Origin of the sequence: Crocosphaera sp. Alani8 (assembly GCF_038442745.1) — a bacterium.
Classification (GTDB): domain Bacteria; phylum Cyanobacteriota; class Cyanobacteriia; order Cyanobacteriales; family Microcystaceae; genus Crocosphaera.
Window position 1 is genome coordinate 1 of record NZ_JARVCN010000022.1, and the last position, 24,662, is coordinate 24,662.

Here is a 24,662-nt window from a genome sequence, read left to right on the forward strand (position 1 = left end):
CCTAAAATATGGATGCTACGCAGTTTCATTCATTGGTCGGGGTTTCATCCCACCGCTAACATTCGTGTAACGGGGGTCTTCACCCCGACATTAAAGATAAATTGTGGGGTTAAATCTCTCTGGGACCGGGTTAGGTAGGGTGATAAGTTTAAAGATTTCTTGCTACTAAGCTGAGGGTAAAACCATCAAATGATACAATTCATAAGACCTAAAACAGCATCAGGTAAGACTATCGTGGTTCAATTATCTTCTCCACCACCTCAAGTTCGGTCCCTACCAAAAGAAACTGCCGCTCTAAAACATTGGTTAGATACCCTCGCTCAACGCATCATCAATGGTCATCGCCTTAACAAAAGCGAGGCTTTAACTTTAACAAAAATAGAAGACTTAGACGACATTGTGTTGCTTTGCGAAGCGGCTGATGGCATTCGTCAGGCTTGTTGTGGCAATGTGGTAGACCTGTGTAGTATTGTTAACGTAAAATCCGGTAACTGCTCAGAAAATTGTCAGTTTTGCTCCCAGTCTGTTCACCATCAAGGGAAAAATAGTTCTACCTATGGTTTAAAATCTTCCGATGAAATTATTGCTCAAGCCAAAGCGGCTGAAGCGGCCGGGGCCAAACGCTTCTGTTTAGTTAGCCAGGGAAGAGGGCCTAAATATAATAGCCCCAAGTCAGGGGAATTTGAGCGAATTTTAGAAACAGTCAGACAAATTACCACTGAAACTAACATTAAGCCTTGTTGCGCCCTGGGAGAAGTTACCCTAGAACAAGCAGAAGCTCTTAAACAAGCAGGTGTCAGTCGTTATAACCATAACCTAGAATCCTCCGAAAATTATTATAGTTCCATCGCTTCTACCCATTCTTGGGGTGATCGGGTGGAAACTGTTAAAAACCTCAAAAAAGCAGGAATACAGGCTTGTGCAGGGGGAATTATGGGTATGGGAGAGAGTTGGGAAGATCGGGTAGACTTAGCCATTTCCCTACGAGACTTAGAAGTAGATTCTGTTCCTCTTAACCTCCTCAACCCCAGAGAGGGAACCCCTTTAGGTCATTTACCGAAATTAGATGTTTTTGAAGCCCTAAAAGCGATCGCTATTTTTCGTTTCATTCTCCCCGAACAAATTTTAAGATACGCTGGTGGCCGAGAAGCGGTAATGGGAAAATTACAAAGTCTCGGGTTACAATCAGGTATTAATGCTATGCTGATTGGACATTACCTAACAACTTTAGGACAACCCCCAGAAGAAGATCACGCTATGCTAGAATCTTTAGGATTACAAGGGGGTGAGGCTCCAATTCCTGGTGAATATCAAACGCAAACGCAGAAACAAGCTCACTAATACCAAACAATCCTCATCAACGGTGTCTTTTGCCAATGAACTGCTTTGGGCGATAATCGGCTTATTACTAACCATATTCAGCACCTTTGTTGAAGCTTTCGTAACCAATATACCCTGGAGTTGGCCTCAAGAGGGGGTCAATAGTTTGCCTCTTGGGGTCACTTTTCAAGTGGGGGCTGTTCTCTTGACTGGCTGTATGGGGGGCAAAAATGCTGGTTTTCTCGCTCAAGTAGCCTACATTTTCTTAGGTTTATTTTGGTATCCTATTTTTGCTCAGGGGGGTGGTCTACAATATTGGCAACAACCGAGTTTCGGTTACATTATAGGATTTATGCCTGGTGCTTGGTTGTGCGGCTGGTTAGCGTTCCAAAGAAGAAGAAAATTAGAATCTTTAGCCATCAGTGCTATGGGAGGTTTACTAGTTATCCATGTTTGTGGCTTAATTTATTTAGTGGGACTATGGTTCTTAATCCCCTCTGAGTTACCATCTAATAGTCTGGTTGACCTGATTATGGATTATTCTGTAGAGCCAATTCCTGGACAATTGGTGGTAGTTTGTGCCGTAGCTGTTATTGCTTTTATTTTGCGTTATATTCTCTTTTACTAATCATATTCGTGAAAAAAAATCGTTGGTTTTGGATAGTCGGTTTAGTTGGCTTTGGGTTAGACCAACTTACGAAATACTGGGTGGTGCAAGTATTTCCTAATATTGGTGATACTATACCGTTGTGGTTGGGGGTTTTCCACTTTACTTATGTCATTAATACAGGGGCTGCCTTTAGTTTTTTTGAAGGGGGTGCTAAATGGTTGCGCTGGCTTTCTTTGGGAGTCAGTTTAGCATTAATGGCTTTAGCTTGGTGGGGAGAAAAAATGAAAATCACAGAACAATTAGGGTATGGTTTTATTTTAGCCGGTGCATTAGGTAATGGCTTAGATCGTTTTTTGTTCGGCTATGTAGTTGATTTTTTAGACTTTCGTTTGGTTAATTTTCCTGTATTTAATTTAGCTGATGTTTTTATTAATATCGGGATCCTTTTTCTGTTGTTCGCTAGTTTTTATCCCCAATCGTCTAATAAAGTTTCTAAGTAATTTCCGTTGTGGTTGATTATAGTTTCTTGATAATACATGATTATAGACTAAATAATTAGCTTTCTAGCTAAATATCTCATAGTTATAATTAAAAGACAAAACAGAGTAAAAGAAAAACTAACATCACTACGTCGTCAGCTATTTTCCATTCCTCAAAGTAATATATTTCCATCTGATGTAATAGTTCATTATTATAAAGGAAGTCATTTTATTAGAGATCCTAGAGATTTGGTTGTATCTGGTTATAAATATCATCTTTTTACAAAAGAACCTTGGTGCAATGATTCTAATTTTAATTGGAAAAATATAACTAATAATCCCTATTTTTTAGAACATATTGCTAAGAGTAATGATATCTCTCAAAATATATCTTATCAAAATTATCTTAATACACTTCCTCAAGAAACAGGAATGATTCTTGAACCTATTCGATTACAACCAAAATTCACTAAAATGCGAAACTGGAACTTTAATAACAGTAACATAATAGAGAAAATGGAACTCAGGTTTATAAGCTAGTAATGGAGTGGGCAAATTGCCCACTCCATTACTAGCTTATTGCTGAACATTAATAGCAGTACATCCAACCTGGGAGATGTCATCATTGGGCATAGTCGCACCACATAGGTTAACATTGTCCAGTTTAGAATCGGCTAGGTTAGCATTGTGAAGATTAGCCCCGGCTAGATTAGCCCGACTCATATTAATGTCTTGTAGTTGGGCTTCTTTAAGGATAGAATCACTCAAATTAACACCCACTAAGTAGGAAGAATTTAAAACTGTTTCCCTTAAATTAGCACCACTGAAGTTAGCGTTTTCCATGTTAACCTCTGTTAACTGAGCAGAAGTTAAATTAGCATCGCTGAAATTAGCATTCACCAAATAGGAAAGGTGAAAGTCTGTTTGCATTAAGGTGGAATTACTAAAATTAGCTCCTTCCATATTGATGTTGCTCAGCCTTGCTCCGCTTAGGTTAGCATAACTAAAATCCGTGTTAACTAAATAAGCGTGATGTAAGTTGGAATTTTGTAAATCAGCGTTTCTCAAATTAGCTTCGTGGAGATTGATATCTTGCAGGTTAGCATTGGTTAATTTTGCCCCTTGAAGATTGGCATAGCTAACATCCGCATTAAAAGAAGCCGCTTCAGGGATGACAATCTCTCCCACAACCCCTAAAACAGCCCCAGGAATGGCAAAAGGCACAGCGAGCAACGCCGCATTAAAAACGGATTCCGAGGTACTATTTTCAGGGTAATCGGTGGAAAAATCCGTATAGGAAAGATCTGCTCCTTCTAAGTTGGCTTCTTTGAGTTTAATCCCCCGCAAATAAGCTCCCCTTAAATCTGCATTACGCAAATTAGAACCAGTCAAAATCGATCTTTCTCCATCGTGAAGGGTAAAGTCTGCACCCTGAAGGTTGGCCTCTTCTAAGTCAGCGTTGACCATTAGAACCCCTCTCAATTGTGCTTGTTGCAGATTGGCATTGCTCAAGGTGACACCATCCATGTCTGCGTTGACTAAATTAGCCCCTTTTAAGTTGGCGTTGCTGAGGTTGGTATTGTGGAGTTTGGTATTGATGAGATTGGCATCTTCAAGATTGGCACCCCTTAGATCTAAGTTGCGTAAATCAGCATCTTGTAAATCACAGGCAACACAGTTTCCTGTTTCCATTAATGTTTGCAAATCTGTGGCGTTTTCTGCTCTAACCTCTGGGGTCAAAACTAATGATGTTAATAGAAGCATTCCTGTAAGGGTTTTCATTATTTTCTCCGTTGTTTTGATAATTTTTTTGAATCAGTTTTGTTGGTTAATTGGATTTAAGAATTATCTTATTGAACTTCGATATATTGGTTAACAAATGTTCCCTAGAGTTATCAGCACAAAGTGACAAACTTTGTTGATAATCAAAGTTCAGAATTTGATATTTTTGGTAGATTATATTATCCTAGAGGATGTCAAGCATCTCTATTTAGCCCCGTCCTCACATCTATTAAATTCATTGGGCTTACTATTCTTAAGATATCATATTTAATACAAGAAACTGTAGAAAACATTAAGAATATTTGTATTTTGAAACATTACTTAAAATAAAAAAAAGAACATAGAGTCTTAGAAGAAATAGATAGTAAGATAGAAAAGACAATGGTTTTGTGGCGTTATTGAGGTTTTTTGTTGTGTCTGATCATTCTTTAAGCAATGCTATCCCCTTAGATAAAATCCGCTATAATGAGCAGGGTTTAGTTCCTGCAATTGCGCAAGACTACTTAGATGGAACAGTATTGATGTTAGCGTGGATGAATCGAGAATCATTACAAAAAACCTTACAAACTGGTGAGACTTGGTATTGGAGTCGTTCGAGACAAGAATTATGGCATAAAGGAGAGACTTCTGGTCACATTCAAAAGGTTAAATCTATTCGGTACGATTGTGATAGCGACGCACTATTAATTACTATCGAACAAGTGGGAGACATCGCTTGTCATACAGGGGAAAGAAGTTGTTTTCATCAACTAGAAAATGACGAAAAAATAGCACCTCTAGCGGATACTTTATCAGGACTTTATGAGGTTATTTGTCAACGTCGAGATAATCCGATGGAGGGTTCTTATACACGTAAACTATTAGCAGGAGGAGATAACAAAATTCTTAAAAAAATAGGTGAAGAATCTGCTGAAGTAGTTATGGCTTGTAAAGACGACGAAAAAGAAGCGATCGCTTCAGAAGTTGCGGATCTTTTCTATCACACATTAGTTGCATTATCCTATCATCATGTTGATATTAAAGATGTTTATCGTCATCTACAACAGAGAAAGCGTTAACGAATTCAGAGGTTATTTTTGTAATAGAAGTTTATGTCCCACTGCCAAGAATTTTCCTTTGAAAAGCTAGGCTTTAAACTTTATTATATCGAACTTTTATTGATAATTTATCTTCTGAAAGTGGTATATTTATCAAGATGTAACATTGAATGAATGATGATAAATACATAGTTTTTTCAACCTATAATGAAACTAAAAATTATTAAATTGAACCCAAACGCTATCACCCCTAGATACGAACATCATAATGATTCAGGACTCGATTTATCCTCCATCGAAACCGTAGAAATACCATCAGGAGAAAGCCGGTTAATTAAAACAGGAATTTCTTTAGAATTACCCCCCAATACAGAAGCACAAATACGACCTAGAAGCGGACTAGCTTTAAAACATCAAATTACCGTTTTAAACACTCCAGGAACCATTGATGAAGGATATAGAGGGGAAATAGGAGTTATCTTAATCAATCATGGTAAGACATCGTTTCAAGTGACTCAAGCAATGAGAATTGCTCAGATGGTAATTACCCCAGTTATTCGGGTTAAAATAGAGGAAGTTAAGGAATTAAGTGATACAATGAGGGGGGAAAAAGGCTTTGGTTCTACGGGGGTTTGAAGTTATTCTTTTCATATTAATTTTCATATCAATCATTTAATAATAAAATGACATTTCTTGAAGAACAAAGACCCACTTGGCACGAATATTTTATCATGATGGCTAAATTGGCAGCCACTCGCTCAACCTGTTTAGCCTTTCCTGTTGGTGCCGTCATCGTTAAAGATAGACAAGTATTAGCAACAGGTTATAACGGTTCTCCGTCCGGTTCTGCTCACTGTACAGCACAGGGATTTTGTTACCCTGGACTCAGTAGTTGTGATAGTTCCAGTAGTCTTCCTTCCCGTGCAGTCCACGCCGAAGCTAATGCTATCGCACAAGCAGCTAAACACGGCATCGCTACCCACGGAGCTAGTATCTATGTTACCTTAGAACCTTGTCTTTCCTGCTTAAAATTAATTATTTCTGCTGGTATTAGGGAAGTTTTCTATGAAAGTGATTTTAACAAAGGAGATAAAGTATTGGTTAGAGATGCTTTTATAGAAGATCAGCTAGTTAGTTTAACTCAGGTAAAATTATCCCAAGAAACGGCAAAACGAGCCTCTTTATTTCTCTTAAATCCTACCTCAGTCGCTAGAGAAAGATTAGAAAATAGCCACACTTTATAATGGGAGTTTCTGAATAGCTTTATTAGAACCAATAACAACCATTGAGAGGTTTTTATTTAATATTTCTTGAGGGGGTGGATTGATATTAAATTTATCGTCTTTTCCGACAGCTAAAACACTAATATTATAACGACTTCTTAGCTTTAATTCTTCAATAGTTTTGCCATGAAACTCCTCTGGAATGCGAGTTTCCACAATGCTGTGATCGGGATCGAGTTCAAAACGTTCCATTACCCCTGGATTTTGGGTCAATAAGTTAGCTAGATCACATCCTCCTTGATATTCAGGAAACACCACTAAATCTGCTCCTACCCTTTTTAAAAGCTTCCCATGAATATCCGATGAAGCTTTAGAAACGACGTATTTTACCCCACCTTCTTTGACGTTTAAAGTGGTAATAATACTTTCTTCTAAATAGTTACCAATAGCAATAATAACTGTATCAAACTCAAAGATTCCTGCTTCTTTTAAAGCATTAGGTTTAGTAGAATCTAATTCAATCGCACTAGAAGCACGTTTTTCTGCTAAAACTTGAGCAACCAAAGCTTCATTGATGTCGGTTCCTAACACTTCGTACCCCAGTTTATGGAGGGTTTCACAAACAGCGCGGCCAAATCTTCCTAACCCAATTACAGCAAATTGACGGGTTTCTCTACGGAGACTACTTAAAAAGTTTAAGGATTTCAAGTTAATACCTCATCCTTGTTTTAACAATAGTTTGGCTTTTATTTATTATATCAAATTATAGGCAAATTTTAAGCTATTGAGTTCCATTATTTATCATTCTAAATGGGAAACCATTACAACTGAATGCTTAGAATTTAATGCTTATCCCACCAATAAAGTTTCTTCCGGATATTGGATGACCCTTGGACGAGTTTCCCCTGCGATCGCTGCCATAAATAGAAGAATTCCAACCCTTCCAGTGTACATAGTTACAATCAACAGAATTTGAGAAATCGCTGATAATTTATCTGTAATTCCTGCAGATAGTCCTACAGTTGCAAACGCTGAAACAACTTCAAATAATACTTGAAATGAAGTCACTCCAGATTCAAAGAAACTAGGGTTAAAAATGCCCTCATTTAAGTAAATTAAAAAGGTCATTAATACCACCATATTAGTGGAACCGAAAACTACTGCCACTGCTTTTAGGATTAATGATACAGGAATTTCTCGCCTAAACATTACCACCTCATCATTACCTCTTAAAACAGAACGAGTACAATTAGTTAAAATCCTCAAAGTTGTTGTTTTAATTCCTCCTCCTGTACCACTAGGACTTGCACCAATAAACATTAATCCTATGGTTAAAAATAAGCCTGAAAAACTCATTTTTCCAATGTCAATGCTGTTAAAACCTGCAGTTCTTGTGGTTACAGACTGAAACCATGCTGTTAGGAATTTACTTTTTAAGTCAAGATTACCCAATGTATTAGGGTTAGGATATTCAATTATAAAAAATATCAACGTTCCAGCTACTAATAGAATAGTTGTTGTGGTGATTACTACCTTAAAATTCAGAGAAAAAATAAACCTCTCCTGCTTTCTAGTAACTAGATGAACAATAGCCATATAAAGTTCCATAATAACTTGATAACCAATACCACCAAAAATAATTAGTAAAGGAATAGCAAAATTAATGGTTGGAGAATCACTAAAACTCATCAGACTATCAGAAAACAGGCTAAATCCTGCATTATTCCAAGCACTAATACTATGAAAAATAGCTAACCATAAGCCTTGCAAAGTACCATATTTTTGAGAGAAAACATTTAGCATTAACAGAATACCAAAAATCTCAAAACCCAGTGTTGTTGCAATGATGGAACGAATTAGAGTTTGACTATTACCGTGTAAAAAAGGACGATCAAAAGACTCTTGGATTGCTAGTTTTTGTCTAAGGTCAAATCTTCTTCCTAAGAGCAAAATAAGAAAGGTTGTAGTAGTCATATAACCTAACCCTCCCACTTGAATTAAAAGTAAAATAATTAATTGACCCCAAAAAGAAAAATAACTTCCTGTATCAACAACAATTAATCCAGTAACACAAACAGCAGAAGTGGCGGTAAACAGAGCAACTAAAGGATTATTCCAATTTCCATCTTGAGTCGCAAAAGGTAACATTAATAGTAGTGTTCCTATAGCAATTACCGCAAGAAATCCGATACAAATCGTCCTAGCAATTGTCATCAGAAAATATAAAATCTATAAAAGTATGGACTGATTTATTATCAATTATTGCTCATTTCTTGTCAATTATTTACCATACCAATCATGACTCAAGGATGATCAGGGGCATTATGGCTTAAACTTAAACAAGGAGAGGCCGAAGATTTTTCTCTATTTTTAGTAGAATGGTTAGACCATTGAGATGGCGATGCAGATGGGGTTTCTTGTTGTAGTTTATCAAGAGTTTCAACAAAGTCTTTAATTCCCTTAAACTTACCATATACAGAAGCAAAACGAATGTAGGCAACCTCGTTTTCTCCTTGTAGGTAATTTAGAACTAACTGTCCGATCTCACGAGTGCTAACTTCTCGTTGAGAACGTTGTTGTAAATAGGCCTCGATATCATCTACAATTGTCTCAAGCCTCTGATGAGTAATTCCTGTCTTCTCACAAGCTCGCACCATTCCTCGTAAGAGCTTAGAGGCATCGAATGATTCTTTTTTGCCGTCGTGTTTAATAACGGTGATGGGAACGAACTCAATCCTTTCGTATGTGGTAAAACGGTGCTTACAATTTAAGCATTCACGGCGGCGACGAATACTTTGGCCTCCTTCAGAAGAACGGGATTCTAAAACACGGCTATTGGTATGCTGACAGTATGGACATTGCATAGAACTATCCGTAGTAACGGAAAATGAGAGTTAAAGAAGTAAGATATTGTGGTCATTAAAAAGCTTCAGAAAAACAGACTATTCTGAGCCGTTTAGGATTCCCTCAACCAAAAGCAAAGGGAAAAGCGGCTCAGAAATTTGTATGAGACAGTAGGTTTCAGAGATGTTACACTTTCAAACCTACTTTTGGATACGGGGGGGTTCGCGGAAGGCGATGGCAAAGAATAGGACTGAAAGAGCCATTGCTAAAACAACGATATAAGCTACACTTTCCATTTTAAGAATTTCCTAAAATTATTTTCATCACTAGTGTATCAAAAAATCGGCAGAATTGAATGGACTCCCCCGTTATGTACAATCTTTATCATTAAGAAGCAATGGGTATTTTTTGAGTAATGCTGACTATGTTAAAGACTTTGAACCAGAACAAAGGGTTGTACAATTAGAGTTTTAAATAATTGAGTTGAGTTGATATTCCAATCGCTTAATTGTTGATTTGATGGCTTACTTATCAATTGTTCCGTAATCCAATGTTCGACGGCTTTTTTATCATCTTGAGCGATAGCAACTCCTACTTCTAATAGATCTAATTTTCCATTAACCACAATCACAGCATCTCTTTGAGCATGGGGTTTAATGTCATTCCAATCAACATCAGCCATCTCGTTTTTTAGTTGTTTTTTGAGTTCTTCCATAAATAATTATTAGTTGATTAATTGGGTTATCAGTTATCAGTGAATAACTGGTTAAGGAGCTAAGATTAGAGCGCAACGAGGAGGAATTGTTATCTTTAACTGATTGCCACCCCAGTTAATTGATCCTTCCCCATAAATAATTTGATTTGGTTTAGTGTCTAAAATTGAGTCTGCTTTGTCAAATTTATCTATTGTTATTTCTGTTTTTTCTTCCCCATTGTTCACTGCAATAATTAAACCTTCTTCTCCTAAAATTCGAGCGAAGACATAGATATCTTTTTCGGCAACAAGAATTTGATAATTTCCTGTGCGTAAGGCGGGATATTTCTTTCTAATTTCAATTAGCTGTTTATGATACGCTAATGTTTCTTGATCCCACTTTTCTTCTGTGGGAAAGCCTTTTCTGCCATCGGGATCATGACCCCCTTCAATGCCTATTTCATCACCATAAAACAGGTTTGGGGTTCCAGGAAAAGTAAACAATAATAAGGTGGCTAACTTTACCGAAGTGCGATCGCCGTCGGCAATGCTCAAAAATCGGGGTGTGTCGTGACTATCCAATAAATTTAACTGAGTTAGCTGAATTTCCCAAGGATGACGGGCTAATAATTCCTCGATTCCTTTGGCGTATCCCCTTGCATCGATGGTTTCGTAAGGTTGATAAAAATGGGGGATAGTGTCTTTATCCACGCGATCGCCAATAACAAAACACGCCGTTAAGCGACCAAAGGGATAATTCATAACCCCATCAAATTGCTTTCCATCTAGCCACTGAGTAGCATTAAAAGCGATTTCTCCGACGATATAGGCTTCCGGGTTAACTGCTTTTACCCGCTCTCTAAATTCCTCCCAAAAACCCTCTGCTTTCACACAGTCAGGGACATCTAAACGCCAACCATCGATCCCCTGTTTCAACCAATATTCTCCCACTTGCATGATATATTCTCTCACCCCTGCATTGTTGTGGTTAAACTGGGGTAGGGCGCGGTAATCGATCCAAGAGACATAATTAGCTGGACGATCTCCATCGTAGGCCGATAGAGGCCATCCTTGAATTTTAAACCAATCTAACCAGGGAGAATTAGGACCGTTTTCGAGGATGTCGTTGAAGAAGAAAAAGCCACGACTAGCGTGATTGAACACCCCGTCTAAAACCACTTTAAACCCTTTCTCGTGGGCTGTTTTCAACAATAAGTCGAAGGCTTCACGATCTCCCAATAAAGGGTCAATAGCGTAGTAATCTTGGGTATGATAGCGATGGTTACTAGCTGACCGAAAAATGGGGGTAAAATAGAGGGCTGTAACCCCTAAATCCCGTAAATAATCTAATTTATCTATTACACCCCAGAGGTTACCTCCTTTGTATCCTTGAAAGGTTGGGGGGATGTCCCAGTCTTCTAGGGGTACGTCCAATAACCATTGTTGGTGGGGGGGAACTTTTCTCGCAAAAGTATCGGGATAAATTTGATAAAATACAGCGTGTTTCACCCAGTCGGGAGTGTTTATAGCCATGCAATCTTTGGTAGTGGTTGTCCTTCTGAGATCCCTATGCTATCACGGTAGTCATAGGGCAAAGTAGAGATTTAGTGTTGATTTTCTTTTTAGACAAAGACACGATGTTGTAGAGAGGGCATTTGCTGACGGACTTGTTTAATGCGGTTGGGGTTAATTTCTGCTAGTGCCATACCGGGTTGTTGTCCTGCGTCGTCGAGAATAATTCCCCAAGGGTCAATAATGACTGCGTGACCGTGGGTGAACCGTCTGGCGTAGTGATTTCCTGTTTGTGCTGGTGCTACGATATAACAGGTATTTTCGATAGCTCTGGCTTGTAAAAGAACTTGCCAGTGGTCTTTGCCAGTAAAAGCGGTAAAAGCGGCAGGAACAAACAGTACATCCACTCCTTGTTTCGATAAATTACGGTATAACTCCGGAAAGCGAACATCATAACAAATAGAAAGTCCTAAATTACCTAAGTCCTGGGAAGGGTAGATAGGGGGAAACTGGCTTCCCGGCATAACTGTACTTGATTCTTGATAGTTATTTCCATCGGGAAGATCCACATCGAATAAGTGAACTTTTTGATAACGAGCGACTTCTTTTCCCGTGGGATCGATCAAAATAGCTGTATTGTAGGCCTTACTTGTGTCACCTTGTACTGGGACAGGGAACCCTCCACCCAAAATAGTGATTTGAAAACGTTGGGCCATGGTTTTGAGAAATTTCTCGGCTTTTTGAGAAATTTCTTGTGCTTGGGTAAGTTTTGCTTCTTCTTTTCCTAAAAAAGCGAAATTTTCCGGCAGGCTAATTAACTCAGCCCCACGACGCACAGCAAGTTCAATGAGTTCTTCAGCTTCCACTAGATTTTTGTCCAGGTCGGGCTTACTCGTCATTTGAATGGCAGCGGCGAGATAAGGTTTCATTAGTTCCTTTTCGTTAAAATGCTACAGTAATTATAGAACGAAATGTCCGCAAAAAACTGTCGGTTGAATTAAGTCATTTTTTGGGGATCAACAATGGTTTTAAACTCCTCTTTGGTTAGAAATCCTAAACTAACACAAGCTTCTTTTAAAGTTGTATTTTCTTGATAAGCTTTTTTAGCAACTTTGGCAGCTTTATCGTAACCGATATGGGGGTTTAAAGCTGTGACTAGCATCAAGGACTCGTTGAGATAACTTTCGATTTGTTGTTGATTAATTTTTAATCCTAAGACTAAATGCTCTGTAAAGGATGAACAGGCATCTCCTAATAAACGAATGGAGTTTAACAGATTGAAAATTAGTAAAGGTTTGAAGACATTTAATTCAAAATTACCTTGACTTCCAGCCATACTAATTGCAGTATCATAGCCTATAACTTGCACACAAACCATAGTTATTGCTTCGCATTGAGTGGGATTAACTTTTCCTGGCATGATAGATGATCCCGGCTCGTTTGCTGGTAAAATAAGCTCCCCAATACCACAACGAGGACCCGATCCTAACCAACGAATATCGTTGGCTATTTTCATCAAAGAACAAGCCAAGGTTTTCAGGGTTCCACTGCACATTACAATGGCATCGTGTGCAGCTAAAGCCGCGAATTTATTAGGGGCGGAAACAAAGGGCAAATCTGTTATTCTGGCGATTTCTTGGGCGACTTTTTCAGCAAATTCTGGATGGGTATTTAGTCCTGTTCCTACTGCTGTTCCTCCGATGGCTAATTCATATAAATCGGGTAAACTTAATTGTATTCTTTCTATGTCTTTATCTAACTGGGAAATGTACCCTGAAAATTCTTGTCCCAACGTTAAGGGAACTGCATCCATTAAATGAGTGCGACCGATTTTAACGATGTTTTCAAATTCTTGGGTTTTTGTTGCTAAACTATCTCTTAGTTTCCTAATTGCTGGTAATAATTTGTGCTGAATTTCTTCTGTTGCTGCGATGTGCATTGCAGTGGGAAAAGTATCATTAGAAGATTGAGACATATTAACATGATCGTTCGGATGAATGGGACTTTTACTTCCTAGTATTCCTCCTGCTAATTCGATGGCGCGGTTAGCAATAACTTCATTAGCATTCATATTAGTTTGGGTTCCGCTTCCAGTTTGCCAAATTTTTAAAGGAAACTGGCTATCTAATTTTCCTGATATAACTTCGTCGGCTGCTTGTACAATTAATTCTGCTTTTTCTGACTCTAATTTTCCTAAGTCCTTATTAACAATAGCTGTGGCTTTTTTGAGAATAGCGATCGCCCGAATCATCTCCCTAGGCATGGTATCATTTCCAATAGCAAAATAATAGAGCGATCGTTGGGTTTGTGCGCCCCAATAAGCTTCTGATGAAACTTCAATTGTCCCCATAGTATCACTTTCAATTCTCATTTTAATCTCCATTATTGTTTATAATTTAACTTTATTATCTGTCACTCTTTGTTGTTTGGCAATAAGTATAGTTTCCTTTGATTTTAATAATAATTTTTCTATTTTTTGAGGTTCAAGAAATAAAGTGTAAGAAATCAACATTATCATACTAAATTGCAAAACAAATTCATTCATGACAATGGCAATGGAAATGTGAAATAATGCCATTGCGCCTAACATCCAATATTTAGTTTTTTTGAACCATACCAAAATAGGAAACAAGAATTCAAGCATTAAAGCACTATAAGTTGCGATAATACTCAAAAAATAATTGTGCAGTAAATCAACATCTGTAAAGCGAAACCAAGCATCATACAAAGAAATATAATACATGATACTACCTTCTCGCCAAGCAACATCACTGTGCAGTTTATCCACAGCAGAAAAAATGTAAATCAAAATAATAGAAATTTGTAGAATTCTTAAACTCCAAACTGACTGTTTTGGAGAAATATAATTAGTAATATTACGACTTTTTCTGAGTGATTTTCCTCGAAAGATATTATCAACAGATAAGCTATTCCCTAAAGGTGCAAAACAACTATAAAACAATAGCATCTGAATAACCACATCTTTACTGTCAATAATAGCAGGATTTCGATTACATAAAGACACCCATAAAACATACAGTAAAATTGTCATAATAGGAGTCGCCAAACCAATAATAAAACCCAAAGTTATTATCAAACCAAATCCATAAATAACCCAGATAAATTGAGGATTATTAGATAGAGCAAATATAGACTTAAAAGATGCTAAAACCCAACCCCCTCTATCGTCAATAAATTTGTCTAGAGATATAATCCCATGCACTCCATAATACTCCTCCCAATGAAAATAACTAAGGAATAAAATATTGAGAATAAATAGACCAAAAACAATCCGAAATATTCCTACATTTAGGGTTGACTCTTTAGCGAACCAGAAATTATAAAATTTTTTAGCTACCTTTTTAATCAATTCTGGCATTTATACTCTCCTAGTTTTCCTATATCGCTAAACTCTTCTGTTAGATACTGATTTCTAATAGCAGCTTGTCCAGGGGGTAATATCTTTCTCCAAAATAAATCATAACGAATAGCTTGAATATGATTAGTTTTATCGTGATAAATTCGACATAAATAACTACTATAGTGATAGCGTACTTGGGGATAAACAAATAAGCTTTGGTGCAATTTTCCCTCTCGGAAATTTATAAACTGCTTTTCAAAAAATCCCTTATTTTCTTCAGTAAAAATTGGCAATGTTGTTACTTTTTTATCTTTGTGAATAGCTACAATTTCTAATTTCCAGCTAAAGCGATCTACTACGGAAAACATCCGCCATTGACTACTCATTCCCGTTAGGGTGGTGAACCGTGCAAATAGATTAGGAAAGATAGGACTTTTAAGAGATGTATTGTGTATGAGGTGAGAACCAAGAGAACCGACAATAACAAAGGTAATACTAAGCTTTCTAAGATAATTAACAGACTTTTTAACAGCTAACTTGGATACCATATTTACTTCTTTTATAGCTTAATCATTGACCCTGAATAAACACATTATCTAAATTCTATTAATTCTCAATGTTTAACCTCAAAGATCACATATTTTTTTAACTTACTTTATTCAATATCCAAGACTACTAAAAATAAAGGGAGGCAAAGTTCCCTCCCTTAATCAAAGTTATTTTTATCATCCATACTGCCTAACGATCAGGACAAAGATACCTTTCAGAAATTCGCATCATTTCTGAGTTGTCTTCGGAACTATTTTCCCCAACCCCTAAACCACTCCTAATGGCTTCTTGTGCTAAATTTCCCAATGGATCACGATTAGCATCCGCAACTTCTTTGCACATTTTATAACCATCATCTAACAATTCCCGAACAGTAAATGCTTGATTTGGATCTTGGTCATAAAGAATTTTAACTGCTTCTTGAACATAGCGTATTTCGTCTTGCTGGTCTGCTTGTGCATTAGCAGAGGAAGCAAAACTACCACTAACAACAATAGCACATAGCAATACAATATAATGGGTCAGATTTAATCTCTTCACGGTTGATAGTCCCATAGTTTTCTTCTCTAAAATGTGACTTGCTTTACAAGTTTAACTTTCATTTTTGTTCCAACAGAGCAAATTTAGGATAAATTTAAGATAACAACTTAATATCTTAATTCTTGCAATTGATTTTAACCCAGGCTCAAATCAATTATAATAATTGACTTAAATCTATAGTTACATTTCTCATACAAAATATTAAGAAATGTAACAGCACTTCATATTTCTTAATGTTAAGATGAAGTAACGTACAACCAAGTAACTAAGTAATGACAGCAGTTGTGTTTGGAACCCTCCCTTTTCCCAATCAAGGTGGCGATAAAATCGTCAGTAAAGCCGTTAGTGCTGCGATCGCAGCTTTATTCAAGCAGACCGGCAAGATAGAAGCGATGGTTAGGGCCGAACCCGTTGCCAAGTTATTACAAGGCAGTGTAGACGGTTTTGACTTCATTGGTAACGGAATGCTCATGTACAATGGTTTGCGCATAGAGGGAATGGAACTCTATGTACAAGCTGTTTCTATCGATTTTAGTGCCATTTTCAGAGGATTAGTCAACCTCAGACAACCCACTCAAGCAACTATGCGAGTCGTCTTAACCGAAGATGACCTAACAACCTCCTTTAACACCCCCTTTGTGGTAGAAAAGTTGCAACGTTTGGAACACGAAGGACAGGCTTTAAATTTCCAAAAAACGGAAATGTTAGTAAACGATGATAAATCATTAACCCTGAGAAGCCAAGTGCAACTAGGTAAAAGCACTGAAACCATCAACATAGATATGACTGCACAAGTGGAAGTGGAGGATCGCAGGAAAATCCAATTCACCCACGTCAACTACGAAGGGGATGAAAAAGCAAAAAATTTGGGTCAAGCTTTAATTGGTCATGTAAATAGCTTGTTAGACTTAGACAAATTTGCACTAGATGGAACACAGTTGAGAGTGGATCGCATTCGTATCCGTAATAAAGAACTAATCTTCTACGGTATTGCAAAAATCGATCGTTTTCCCCAAGGGAAGAAGTAGAAATATTGGGAGTCGTTATGACAAAACTTAGCCTCTGCATGATTGTTAAAAACGAAGAATCAACCCTATCAAAATGTCTAGAGAGTGTTCAAGATATCGTTGATGAAATGGTAGTCATGGACACAGGTTCAACGGACAAAACCATAGAGATTGCTGAAAAGTTCGGAGCAATTGTACCAACTTATCAATGGGGCAATAATTTTGCAGAGGCCAGAAACGAAGCCCTAAAATATGTAACAGGGGACTGGGTTTTGGTATTGGATGCTGACGAAGTTTTCAATAAAAAAGTTGCCCCACAAATAAAAGAGTCCATAGAACAAGAAGAAAATATAGTGGTGAATTTAGTTCGTCATGAAATTGGTTCATCACAGTCGCCTTATTCTTTAGTTTCTCGTTTATTTCGTAAGCATCCAGAGATTAGTTTTTCTCGTCCCTATCACGCCATCATTGATGATAGTGTGGGAGAGATATTGAAAAAAGAAAATTCTTGGAAAATTGTCGATCTTCCCGTCATTAGTGTGTTCCATTACGGTTATACCCCAGGAGCGATCGCATCTTTAGATAAGTTCAATCGTGCCAAGGCTGCGATGGAAGGTTTTATTAAAGAACACCCAAACGATCCCTACACTTGTAGTAAATTAGGAGCTTTATATGCTCAAACTGGCAAAGAGAAACAGGCATTTAAGTTATTTAAACAGGGTATAAAATCCAATAAAGCAGACATCCACGTCTTATACGAACTTCATTATCATTTAGGAAATCTCTACGCCAAACAAGAAGACTCGGAAAAAGCTATCAAACACTACCAAAAAGCCATCAATCAACCTATTATGGAACCTTTAAAATTAGGTTCTCATAACAATTTAGGGGTAGTATTGCAAAGTATGGGAGACTATAAAAATGCAGCCCAAGCCTACGAAACTAGCCTAAAAATCGATCCTAGTTTTATCACAGGTTACTATAACTTTGCCATGACTTTAAGTGCTATGGGAAGGTTAGCAGACGCTGTATCTATCTATGAAAAATTAACATCTTTAAGCCCCCATTATGCGGCCGCCTATCAGAACTTAGGAGTGGTTTTATTCAAGTTGAATAGACTTCCTGAAAGTTCCGAAGCTTTTAAGAAAGCAGTGAGTTTATATAATGAGCAAGATAACCAGGTAGCTGCAGACAATCTGCGTAATGGTTTAAAAGAATTAGGGATTTGGGAAGAATAGGATCAACATAAAACTAATGGTAAGGTGGATATTATCCACCCTACTGCTTTACCAAGACTGTTGCCTGGAAATTTTAACGAGTCACAGAAGTTGGGGCTTTTGTTGCCTCTTGAGCCATTTCTTGCAGTTGGTCTTTCCTTTTTCCTTCACCAACCCCAGTAACTAATCGCGCACCGCGACCACGGGTAAAGTAATTCCAACCCCACTGAACCATAACAACTAACTTGTTATCAAATTCAATCAGGTAGTAAATATGGGCCCAAACCCAAAGGAACCAAGCCAAGAAACCAGAGAATTTAGCAAACCCTAAATTAACCACAGCTTTATTCTTGCCAATAACCGCCATATTGCCATAATCGTTATAGACAAACGGGGGTAAAGATTCTCCTTGGAGACGTTGCTTAATTAGTTTAGCTACATAAGCTCCCTGTTGCATGGCCACCGGTGCTACACCAGGTAAGGGACGCTCTCCTTGATGGGGAAAATTAGCTAAATCTCCGATAACAAAAATATCAGAATACCCTGGAATACTGAGGTCTGGCTCGACTACTACTCGTCCTGCCCGATCCAATTCTACACCAGTGCGTTCCGCTAACACCTTACCCATTTTCGAGGCTTTTACCCCGGCTGCCCATAAAATAGTACGGGAGTTAATCTGTTTAATTTGTTCCCCTTGACGAACCGTTACCACATGGTCATTGATATCCGTTACCATCGATTGGGTTTGAACTGTGACCCCTAAATGGCGTAAATCATCTGCTGCTTTAGCGGATAATTCGGGGGGATAGGGAGGAAGTACCCGATCTAGCCCTTCAATAAGAAGAATTTGGGATTCTTTGGGATCTATATTGCGAAAATCACCAGCTAACGCTCCGTGGGCAATTTCTGCGATCGCTCCAGCCAATTCTACGCCAGTTGGTCCTCCCCCAACGATAACAAAGGTTAACCAAGCTTGGCGTTTGACAGGGTCTGTTTCTTTTTCTGCTGCCTCAAAGGCCATAAAAATGCGGCGACGAATCTCGATCGCATCCTCAATTGTTTTTAAACCTGGGGCTAAAGGTTCCCATTGATCGTTACCAAAATAGTGATGAGATACCCCAGTAGCTAACACCAAAACATCGTAAGGAATAGGTTCATGATTATCTAGGACTACCTCTTTTTTCTCGGGATCGAGATCGACTACGTGATCTAAAAGAACTTTGGTATTTTTATGTTGACGTAAAACCAATCGTAAAGGGGAAGATATCTCCGCCGGAGAAAGTAATCCAGTGGCCACTTGATAAAGTAAAGGTTGGAAAAGATGAAAATTACGTTTATCAATGAGAGTTACTTCTAAAGAGGCATTTTTGAGGTCTTTAGCTGTGTATAAGCCTCCAAAGCCTCCGCCAACGATAACAACATTTGTTTGATTTTTCAAGGCGTTATGATCCATAAATGTTTTAAACTGCTATTGCGTGATATCACGTTGTTTGCTTGACCCATAGTTTAAGGGTAATTTCAAAAAGGTTAAGTAACTAGAGTTACTAAAAATTTTGGTTTAAGTTCTTCCCTTTTTAAAAGGACTTTTATCAGTCTATATTATCTTAATTTTGCTTTATGGGAACTTCCTTGTGACAAGGATCTCATGTTCAACCGGAGACTAAGAGGCATTTTTTTCTGGACACGACAAGGAGTCACAATAGTTTATGTTCTAAGAGCTGATGGCTTACTTCTTTTGTTGTCGTTTTTCTCGTAAGCTATTTAATGCCAAAATTAATAGAGTTAAAGCAGTGATGGGAATCACAAAAAAGAGCATAACACTACTAAATACAGACAATCCGTCATGCTCTGTTGTGTACAAAATAAGATAGGTAGTATAGGCAATATAATAACTTAAAAATAAGAATCCTTCCCAACGAGCAATTATATTTCCTGTAAAGAAAATAGGTAAACAAGCAATGGCAATAGCTACCATTACTGGTAAATCAAAATATAGAGCAGCATCAGACACAGGAACCCCAATGGGGGAAACAATGGCACAAATCGCTAATACGGTTAGAATGTTGAAAATATTACTACCTACCACATTACCCACTGCAATATCCCTTTCTCCTTTGATAGCAGCCACAACAGAAGTAGCGAGTTCTGGCAAGGAGGTTCCGGCTGCAACGATAGTTAAACCAATAATTAAATCACTAACTCCAATTTTACGGGCAATGTCTGTGGCACTGTCCACTAACCACTGAGATCCCAAGACTAAAAATCCTACCCCTAGCAAAATAAAAGCAATGTTTTGAACCCATTGTCCCAAGGATAGAGAACTTTTGTTGCCGTATTCTACTTCGTATTCTGAGTCTGGATCACTAGGTTCTTTTGATCCTTGATAGATCAAAAATACCGTGTAGACAATACCTCCCACCAAAAGAATAATGCCATCGGAACGATGAATGGTGCGGTCTAGTCCAAAGAAAAGGGTTAAACAGGATACTCCAATCATGATAGGGACATCCAAACGAATTAACTGTTGCGCTACCATTAAAGGGATGGCTAGGGATGATAAGCCTAAAATGACCAAAATATTAAATATATTACTACCAATAACATTCCCTAAAGCTAATTCCGCTTGACCAGCTAAACTAGACTGTACAGCCACAGCCATCTCTGGGGAACTGGTTCCATAAGAAACAATGGTCAAACCGATGACCAAGGGAGAAATACCTACACTGGCCGCTAAACGGGCGGCACCCCTCACTAAAATTTCTGCTCCAACCACTAATAGTACGAGTCCGACGAGTAACTTAATAGCTATGATAAGATTCATTCAATTTTGTGATTATTTATAAGGATCGACAGATTAAAAATCTGGCAACTAGGAAACCAGGTCAAAATATTTTTTAACCTTGACGTAGTTGCTATGTGGCCTATGATACGGCCTACTTATCATATTACAGTGAATCCTTGTTATTTAACACAAAGAATTTTTCAGCTTTTTTAATAAGTCAATAAACTTCTGAGAAACCATACAAATAAAATCAAATATCGTAATTTTTATTTGTTCTAATTTTTTCCTTACTTTCTATCATCATCTACCCCACACGAGTCAGGAGAGAAAAATGTTTGATTATTAATATTAATTCTGACTCCTTGCCCCGAAGAGGCAATTAACCTTTAAACTCTCAGTTGAATTATTATAGTATTATGGTGTAACATAGAGAAGCCTAAATTAAAAAAATTAAACATCAAGAAGAAAAATCTAAGCAAACACCTACAATATTTAGCGAATAGTATCAACATAGAAGAGTGAATGATTGGCTATCCCCCTCAGCATCTTTGAGGAAAGGAAAATGGTTTAAACTAATTTGTGGAGCAAGCTTCCAAGACTTGCCAGCAATCCGTAGTTTGTCCCTAGTTTACACACTAGCTGGCGCAAACTGTATCGATGTGGCTGCCGATCCTGCAGTGATAAAAGCGGCAAGAGAAGGGATAAATCTAGGGATTGAATGGGGAAAAATTGCCAAAAACAGAGGTTATCCCCAAATGAATAAACCCTGGTTAATGGTCAGTTTAAACGATGGAAAAGATCCCCACTTTCGCAAAGCTTACTTCGATGAAAAATTATGTCCTTCCGACTGTTTACGTCCTTGTGAATCTATCTGTCCAGCGCAAGCAATCGTTCCACTAGGAATTATAGAGCAGCGGTGTTATGGATGTGGTCGTTGTCTTCCTGTGTGTCCTCTAAATTTAATTGAAACTCGCTCACGAACCATTACACCAGAAACAATATTAGACTTGCTAAAAGAAAACAGTGTAGATGCGATCGAAATTCACACCCAAGTGGGACGCGAAAAGCTATTTAAAGAACTTTGGCAACAATTATCTCCTGGTATCAAACAATTAAAACTTGTGGCTATTAGTTGTCCTGACGGCAAGGGATTAATTAACTATTTGCACACACTTTATGATATCGTCTCACCTTTATCCTGTGAACTAATTTGGCAAACCGATGGTCGTCCCATGAGTGGAGATATAGGCAAAGGAACTACCCATGCAGCCATTCGACTAGGAAAAAAAGTTTTAGCAGGAGATTTACCAGGATGGGTTCAACTAGCAGGGGGAACTAACAATCATACCGTACCTAAACTCAAAGAATTGGGTTTATTAGCTCCTAAATCACTCTCTGAACCTACCATAGCAGGAATCGCCTATGGCAGTTACGCCCGTACTTTAATATCTCCTTTTTTAGAAGCGATCGAAACACAGATAAGATCATCCCCAACAAAAGACGTTCCCGAATCATTTTGGCAAGCTGTAGACACAGCTTACGGTTTAGTTTCACCCTTAAAGCAGAGGTAAATCCAATGACCAATTATCAATGATCCCTTTCTCGTCTCCCAGTAATAATCTTGACTAAGCTCGGTAAATTATGTTAAACCCCAAAATAAATAACTCTTTAAATCCATCATCCATAACAGTGCCATCTATACCCGAAAAAGTTTTATCTCAACGGATGCAGATTACCGATAATCTTAGTAAGCTGCTCAATATTTTACCCTCAAGCATTTGTAATCATCTCACAGAACATCCCAACTGCGATCTCTTAGTAGAAGTTGTCATGGACTTAGGAAGACTCCCAGAAGCTCGTTTTCCTGGGGAAGCTACCTACTTAGGGGAAGTTCCTGTATCGGCAGCGGATTTACAATACGCAATTCAACGAGTAGGAACCTTTAGCGGTGATAATCGAGCCGGGATAGAACGAACTTTGCACCGTATCAGTGCCATTCGTAATCGTGGTGGAGACATTATCGGTTTAACCTGTCGTGTGGGAAGGGCTGTTTTTGGTACCATTTCAATGATCCGCGACTTAGTAGAAACAGGGCAATCTCTACTCTTACTAGGTCGTCCGGGGGTGGGTAAAACAACCGCACTACGAGAAATTGCCAGGGTTTTAGCGGATGACTTTGACAAACGAGTGGTTATAATTGACACTTCTAACGAAATCGCCGGGGATGGAGATATTCCCCACCCAGCTATTGGCCGCGCTAGACGGATGCAGGTAGCAGCCCCAGAATTACAGCATAAAATAATGATCGAAGCAGTGGAAAACCACATGCCAGAAGTGATCGTTATCGACGAAATTGGCACGGAATTAGAAGCTTTAGCCGCTCGGACTATTGCTGAGCGAGGGGTTCAGTTAGTAGGAACGGCTCACGGTAACCGTATCGAAAATTTACTCAAAAATCCCACCCTTTCTGACCTTATCGGAGGCATTCAAGCGGTTACTTTGGGGGATGATGAAGCCAGAAGACGAGGTTCTCAAAAAACAGTTTTGGAGAGAAAAGCACCTCCTACCTTTGAGATTGCCATCGAAATGTTGGAGAGACAAAAATGGGTAGTTCATCAAGATGTAGCTAACACCATCGACATTTTATTACGCAATGGACACCCCAACCCTCAACTGAGAACCGTAGATGAAAAGGGGGAAGTACAAATCGCCCAAGAAGAACCTGATTTGACCCCAAACCCCGCTACTTTTGGACGTGACATGATACAACAACCCAAAGGATGGCGTGCATCGGGGAAAATGACCCCTGTGTCTGCTTTTGGCTCCAAAAAAGCGGGTAGTATCAGTTCACCCTCCGAATTCGACCGCCTTTTAAATGCTTCCTGGTCCCAACCAGAACCAAAAGGGAATAAAGTGAGGATTCCTGGTCCTAATGGAGAGGACTTTCCTGTGTACATTTATCCTTATGGAATCGGGCGATCGCAACTGGAACAGGTAATTGAGGTACTAAATTTACCCATTGTTTTAACCAAAGACTTAGACAACGCTGATGTAGTGGTAGCCTTACGCTCCCATCTAAAAAACCAATCTAAGTTACGCCAAGTTGCCAAAATACGTCAAGTACCGATTCACGGGGTTAAATCTAACACCATTCCCCAAATTACCCGAACCTTGCAGCGCATATTAGGGATGGATGAGACTAAAACTCCAGAAACAGCAGATTTAAGACTATTTACCCGTGGGGGTAATGACGATGAGTTAGAAGCTCTAGAGGAAGCGAGACTAGCGGTAGAGCAGATTGTACTACCTAAAGGTCAACCCGTAGAATTATTACCTCGATCGCCTAAAGTCCGAAAAATGCAACACGAGTTAGTAGAACATTATCGTCTACAATCCGATAGTTTTGGTGAGGAACCTAACCGTAGATTACGGATTTATCCGGCATAATACTCACATCTTGCACCTTCAGTAAAACTGGCTAGTTTGTAAGGGTTCAGCTATCAGCCATCAGTTGAAACATATCAATCCCTATCTTATGCTGTGAGTGAGATTAAACATAAGCTTAACTCTTTCAGCTAAGAGATGAAAGCCGAACGCTGTGCGATAGCGCCGAAACGGAGTGAGGAACTGCTTACTAACTTAAGTTTTTATGCACTGGTGCAAGATGTCAGTAATAGTTCCTCTAAAAAACCCTACCTTACCCCT

Annotated in this window: 24 protein-coding genes; 10 read left to right on the plus strand and 14 right to left on the minus strand. The window is 38.4% G+C overall.

What is annotated here, in order from left to right; genetic code table 11:
- The first annotated feature begins 189 nt into the window (after positions 1-189).
- From bioB to lspA, 3 genes are read left to right on the plus strand one after another with little or no spacing between them, the layout of a single operon-like run.
- A complete protein-coding gene (gene bioB, locus P9B04_RS01705; protein ID WP_446717956.1) occupies positions 190-1,341 on the plus strand; it encodes a biotin synthase BioB in 1,152 nt (383 codons plus the stop codon).
- Positions 1,304-1,948, plus strand: a complete 645-nt coding sequence (locus tag P9B04_RS01710; RefSeq protein WP_342053271.1) for a biotin transporter BioY — start codon at positions 1,304-1,306, stop codon at positions 1,946-1,948. The genes bioB and P9B04_RS01710 overlap by 38 nt, the downstream gene beginning before the upstream one ends.
- Before the next feature lie 8 nt (positions 1,949-1,956).
- Positions 1,957-2,430, plus strand: a complete 474-nt coding sequence (gene lspA / locus P9B04_RS01715) for a signal peptidase II (RefSeq protein WP_342053272.1) — start codon at positions 1,957-1,959, stop codon at positions 2,428-2,430.
- Between the two features lie 555 nt (positions 2,431-2,985).
- Here the strand turns inward: lspA and P9B04_RS01720 are convergent.
- Positions 2,986-4,191: a pentapeptide repeat-containing protein gene (locus P9B04_RS01720; RefSeq protein WP_342053273.1), complete on the minus strand. Its 1,206-nt coding sequence runs from the start codon at positions 4,189-4,191 to the stop codon at positions 2,986-2,988.
- 413 nt (positions 4,192-4,604) lie between these two features.
- Here P9B04_RS01720 and hisIE point away from each other — a divergent pair, with 413 nt between their 5' ends.
- The 3 genes from hisIE to P9B04_RS01735 all read left to right on the plus strand — a co-directional run bounded on the left by hisIE (position 4,605) and on the right by P9B04_RS01735 (position 6,472).
- Entirely contained in the window at positions 4,605-5,249 is a 645-nt protein-coding gene (gene hisIE / locus P9B04_RS01725; RefSeq protein WP_342053274.1) for a bifunctional phosphoribosyl-AMP cyclohydrolase/phosphoribosyl-ATP diphosphatase HisIE, read from the plus strand.
- A 186-nt stretch (positions 5,250-5,435) separates the two neighbouring features.
- The gene (dut, locus tag P9B04_RS01730; protein WP_342053275.1) at positions 5,436-5,864 is read left to right on the plus strand and encodes a dUTP diphosphatase; all 429 of its coding nucleotides are present in this window, start codon (positions 5,436-5,438) and stop codon (positions 5,862-5,864) included.
- Between the two features lie 47 nt (positions 5,865-5,911).
- Positions 5,912-6,472, plus strand: a complete 561-nt coding sequence (locus P9B04_RS01735) for a deoxycytidylate deaminase (protein ID WP_342053276.1) — start codon at positions 5,912-5,914, stop codon at positions 6,470-6,472.
- Here the strand turns inward: P9B04_RS01735 and P9B04_RS01740 are convergent.
- The 11 genes from P9B04_RS01740 to P9B04_RS01790 form a co-directional block, all read right to left on the minus strand.
- Positions 6,467-7,159, minus strand: coding sequence for a potassium channel family protein (locus P9B04_RS01740; protein ID WP_342053277.1), 693 nt, complete (start codon positions 7,157-7,159; stop codon positions 6,467-6,469). The genes P9B04_RS01735 and P9B04_RS01740 overlap by 6 nt on opposite strands.
- Positions 7,160-7,300: 141 nt before the next feature.
- Positions 7,301-8,665, minus strand: coding sequence for a TrkH family potassium uptake protein (locus P9B04_RS01745; protein WP_342053278.1), 1,365 nt, complete (start codon positions 8,663-8,665; stop codon positions 7,301-7,303).
- Between the two features lie 89 nt (positions 8,666-8,754).
- Entirely contained in the window at positions 8,755-9,315 is a 561-nt protein-coding gene (nrdR, locus tag P9B04_RS01750) for a transcriptional regulator NrdR (RefSeq protein WP_342053279.1), read from the minus strand.
- A gap of 180 nt (positions 9,316-9,495) precedes the next feature.
- Positions 9,496-9,591, minus strand: coding sequence for a photosystem II reaction center protein T (locus P9B04_RS01755; protein ID WP_342053280.1), 96 nt, complete (start codon positions 9,589-9,591; stop codon positions 9,496-9,498).
- Between the two features lie 131 nt (positions 9,592-9,722).
- Entirely contained in the window at positions 9,723-10,010 is a 288-nt protein-coding gene (locus tag P9B04_RS01760; protein ID WP_342053281.1) for a DUF2288 domain-containing protein, read from the minus strand.
- Between the two features lie 51 nt (positions 10,011-10,061).
- The gene (locus P9B04_RS01765; protein ID WP_342053282.1) at positions 10,062-11,522 is read right to left on the minus strand and encodes a glycoside hydrolase family 13 protein; all 1,461 of its coding nucleotides are present in this window, start codon (positions 11,520-11,522) and stop codon (positions 10,062-10,064) included.
- Between the two features lie 89 nt (positions 11,523-11,611).
- Positions 11,612-12,430 (minus strand): carbon-nitrogen hydrolase family protein, encoded by an 819-nt coding sequence (locus P9B04_RS01770; protein ID WP_342053283.1) that lies wholly within the window; start codon positions 12,428-12,430, stop codon positions 11,612-11,614.
- Positions 12,431-12,498: 68 nt separating this feature from the next.
- Positions 12,499-13,872: a class II fumarate hydratase gene (fumC, locus tag P9B04_RS01775; RefSeq protein WP_342053284.1), complete on the minus strand. Its 1,374-nt coding sequence runs from the start codon at positions 13,870-13,872 to the stop codon at positions 12,499-12,501.
- Between the two features lie 18 nt (positions 13,873-13,890).
- Entirely contained in the window at positions 13,891-14,880 is a 990-nt protein-coding gene (locus P9B04_RS01780; RefSeq protein ID WP_342053285.1) for an HTTM domain-containing protein, read from the minus strand.
- Positions 14,868-15,410, minus strand: coding sequence for a hypothetical protein (locus P9B04_RS01785; protein WP_342053286.1), 543 nt, complete (start codon positions 15,408-15,410; stop codon positions 14,868-14,870). Before P9B04_RS01785 ends, P9B04_RS01780 begins: the two co-directional genes overlap by 13 nt.
- Before the next feature lie 190 nt (positions 15,411-15,600).
- Positions 15,601-15,966, minus strand: coding sequence for a hypothetical protein (locus P9B04_RS01790; RefSeq protein WP_342053287.1), 366 nt, complete (start codon positions 15,964-15,966; stop codon positions 15,601-15,603).
- A 257-nt stretch (positions 15,967-16,223) separates the two neighbouring features.
- Between P9B04_RS01790 and P9B04_RS01795 the strand changes: the two genes are divergently transcribed.
- Complete coding sequence (locus P9B04_RS01795; protein WP_342053288.1) at positions 16,224-16,979, plus strand: LmeA family phospholipid-binding protein; 756 nt, start codon at positions 16,224-16,226, stop codon at positions 16,977-16,979.
- A gap of 17 nt (positions 16,980-16,996) precedes the next feature.
- Positions 16,997-18,196, plus strand: a complete 1,200-nt coding sequence (locus P9B04_RS01800) for a tetratricopeptide repeat protein (protein ID WP_342053289.1) — start codon at positions 16,997-16,999, stop codon at positions 18,194-18,196.
- Positions 18,197-18,269: 73 nt separating this feature from the next.
- Here the strand turns inward: P9B04_RS01800 and P9B04_RS01805 are convergent, their stop codons facing one another.
- On the minus strand, positions 18,270-19,628 hold the full coding sequence (locus tag P9B04_RS01805; RefSeq protein ID WP_342053290.1) for an NAD(P)/FAD-dependent oxidoreductase: 1,359 nt from the start codon (positions 19,626-19,628) through the stop codon (positions 18,270-18,272).
- 273 nt (positions 19,629-19,901) lie between these two features.
- On the minus strand, positions 19,902-20,996 hold the full coding sequence (locus P9B04_RS01810) for a calcium/sodium antiporter (RefSeq protein WP_342053291.1): 1,095 nt from the start codon (positions 20,994-20,996) through the stop codon (positions 19,902-19,904).
- A 479-nt stretch (positions 20,997-21,475) separates the two neighbouring features.
- Here P9B04_RS01810 and ldpA point away from each other — a divergent pair, with 479 nt between their 5' ends.
- Both ldpA and P9B04_RS01820 read left to right on the plus strand, forming a co-directional pair.
- On the plus strand, positions 21,476-22,528 hold the full coding sequence (ldpA, locus tag P9B04_RS01815) for a circadian clock protein LdpA (protein WP_342053292.1): 1,053 nt from the start codon (positions 21,476-21,478) through the stop codon (positions 22,526-22,528).
- 70 nt (positions 22,529-22,598) lie between these two features.
- A complete protein-coding gene (locus P9B04_RS01820; RefSeq protein WP_342053293.1) occupies positions 22,599-24,404 on the plus strand; it encodes a R3H domain-containing nucleic acid-binding protein in 1,806 nt (601 codons plus the stop codon).
- Positions 24,405-24,662 lie beyond the last annotated feature (258 nt).